General features: G+C 70.0%; 2 protein-coding genes and 1 pseudogene. 1 reads left to right on the top strand and 2 read right to left on the bottom strand.

Translation table 11 applies throughout. From position 1 onward, the window contains the following. Positions 1-24: 24 nt before the first annotated feature. Entirely contained in the window at positions 25-1,956 is a 1,932-nt protein-coding gene (locus tag N2041_RS14190) for an Ig-like domain-containing protein (RefSeq protein ID WP_297679231.1), read from the bottom strand. Positions 1,957-2,070: 114 nt separating this feature from the next. Beyond that, positions 2,071-2,235: pseudogene (locus N2041_RS14955) on the bottom strand (hypothetical protein); the annotation flags it as partial. Positions 2,236-2,237: 2 nt separating this feature from the next. Between N2041_RS14955 and N2041_RS14185 the strand changes: the two are divergent. After that, positions 2,238-2,732 carry a hypothetical protein gene (locus tag N2041_RS14185; protein WP_297679230.1) on the top strand — a complete coding sequence of 165 codons (495 nt, stop codon included), beginning with the start codon at positions 2,238-2,240 and terminating at the stop codon, positions 2,730-2,732. The last annotated feature ends 75 nt before the right edge of the window (positions 2,733-2,807 follow it).

The following is a 2,807-nucleotide window of genomic DNA, read 5'->3' as shown; positions in this document are numbered from 1 at the left end:
TTTATCCTCGGCGGGAGGATCGCGTCAGCATATCTGACGGCAAACGACATGTAAACCCCGCTTCCATGCCGTTGTCGGGCAACCTTCGATACGGTACGCCCTGCCGCGGATGTCCCAGGGACTGTCGCTTTCCGTGCGGACGTTGCCGGCAAGGTCTTCCGCCGAATATGCAAGGGGCGGAGAGAGCGGCGGCGCGGCAGCGCCTGCCCTCGCGCCCTCCAGCACCCACAGCAGCCCCGGCTCTATCCCCCGCCCGCCAAGACGCGCGCGGCGTCCGGCCGCCTCCAGCCGCGCCATGTCTCCGTCCAGAACGTCCAGCGCCCTCGGAGGCCACACATCAAGCCCACCAAGCCCGTTCGCCGCAGGCCTCACCCTCGGCGCCACCGTGTCCAGCTCCACCATAACGACCACCGGCTCCGATTCGTTCCCAAGCTCGTCCCTCGCCGCCACCTCGAACCGGAACACTCCGTTCCCCTTCCCCCAGCGCGCCTCCTCTACGGTCACCGACTCCAGCCCCTCGAGCCCGCTACCCACATCCAGCGCCCCCTCGAACGTACGCGCCGCCATCGGATCGTCCGGATCGGGATCGGGCACCTCGGGCGCGGGCCGCTCATGCTCCGGATACTCGCGGTAATCGGGCGCAGGCTCCGATACAAAAAGCTCGTCCCACAGGTCGGGCCTCGGCCGCGGCTCCGGCGCGGAATATATGTATGTCGCCGATCCCCCGTACCATCCGACCAGCACCTCGTCCGCCGCGCGGGTCATCTTCAGGCTCACCCCCAGACGATCCGACACCTCCCCCTTCAGCGGCAGCGGCCGGTTCCGCTCGCGCGCAAGCAGCCGGTCGCTCAACGGAAACGTCTTCGTCGGCGATACGATGCGGACGACCGGCGGCGTCGTGTCGCACACGACCTTCAGCTCGGCATACTCGCTCCCGCCCGCGGCATCCGTCAGCGATACGCGCAGCGTCTGATCGCCCTCGACGAGCGGCACGCCCGTCAGCGTGTGCAAGCCGGCGGCCGCGGGCGGCGGTTCGACCGATACGCCCGAACACGTTATCGAAAGCGGCCCAGCGCCGGTCGCGTACACGGCGACGGAGATTTTCTTCTCCGTCATGCCGGGGCCGCCGACCAGCACGTAATCGCGCCCCGCTTCCGGCAGCGGCGAGACTATCGAGATCGTGGCCTCGCCGGGAATCGAGCCGGGCGTGTACTCGACGGCCCGCGCCACCGCCGCGCTGAACAGGCCCGCGTCGTCCGCAAGCCGCACACGCAGGAGCGCCGAGTCCGATTCGCCGGGCGCGATCTCGAGCGTGAAGACATCGCCGGAGGTCCTGACGGAAAGCACGCGCCAGCCGGGCGCCGGCTCTTCCTCGCCTCCGCCCTTCAGAAATTCCGCCGACGGCCGTACGAAACCCGCGTCGCCAGGCGCGCACCGCAGTTTGACGAACATGCGCCGGATGGGCGTCGAGACGACAGACAGTATCTCCGGCGGAGCGGGCGGCGAGGCGCGGACCGTCACGGTAGTCGAGGCCGACGCGGAATTGCCCGCCAGATCGGAGGCCTCCACGCGGAACGTGTGCGGACCGTTCTCCAGGCCGGCCGCCTCCCACTCGAAACTCCCGTCGCCCGCCACGAAAACGCCGGGTATCTCCGCCGAATCCAGAAAGAACCGGACGGCGTTCGCTCCCTCGACGCGGCCGCTGAACACGGGCTGCACGCGCACCACCGAGCCGCTCGCAGGAGACAGGCCGGAGATGAGCGGCGGCGTGGCGTCAACGTCGAAACCCCACGCGGCGGAGATCTCGTTCCCCGCGACATCCTTTACAGACAGCGATACGGCGAAGTGGCCGTCGGCGAGGTCCCGCGGCGGAGTCCACGAGACGCCGGAGGGGCCGGCCGCCGCCCCGGCCGCCTCTGCGCCGTTTATCTTCAGCGAGACGGAAGAAACGTCCACGCCGCTGCCGGCGTCCTCGAAGGCCGCCGAGACGGCCGGACGCCTGTTCCCCGTCCAGGAACCGTCCGGAGGCGTCAGCGCGGATATGCGCGGAGGAGTGGCGTCAACCGTGAACGTCCACGACGCCGACGCCGCGTTGCCGGCGCGGTCTTTCAGCGATACGGAAACCGTGCGGGCGCCGTCGGCGAGGTCGGAGGCGGTAAGCGTCCAACCGTGACCATCTTCCCAAAGGTACGAGTGTTGCCGACGATGCGCTGCGGGCGCTTGAGGAGGGCACATGCATGGCGCACGCAGCACTCGCGGCACATCGGTCGCAGGCGTCAGGGACAGGACGCAGGGCAAGGGTCCGCCGCCAGTGGGAGCGGCGGCTGGCGCGGTTCAAGGAGAGCGGGCTGTCTCAGGCCAGGTTCTGCTCGCGCTACGGCCTGGCGCCGTCTGCGTTCCAGTACTGGAAGCATCGCCTGGAGAAGGCCGCCGGCACCCGCTCCGGCGCCAAGCCTCCCGCGCCTCGATCCGCAGTCTCGGGCGCGATGAAAACGCCTGCGTGCCTGCCGCAGCGCGGGCAGGCCGACAGGTCCCCTGCGGGCCGGAGCGTGCCGTTCCTGCCCGTGCGCGTAGTCGCCGGTGCGCCTGCCGGGGCGGCGATCCTGCCTGAGCTGCGCTCCTCTGTGGTGGAGGTCGTTCTTCGCAGCGGGCGAGTCCTTCGGGCCGCTGCCGACCTGGACCCGCATGCCCTGGCGCGGCTGGCGGACGCTCTGGAGGGCCGGCCATGCTGACGCTGCCGCCGTCTGTACGCATCTTCCTCGCGGCGGCGCCGACGGACATGCGGAGGTCCTTCGACAGTCTGGCGA

It is taken from the genome of Tepidiforma sp., from assembly GCF_026419595.1.
In the GTDB taxonomy this organism is placed as follows: domain Bacteria; phylum Chloroflexota; class Dehalococcoidia; order Tepidiformales; family Tepidiformaceae; genus Tepidiforma.
This window is presented reverse-complemented; position numbering and strand designations above follow the sequence as displayed.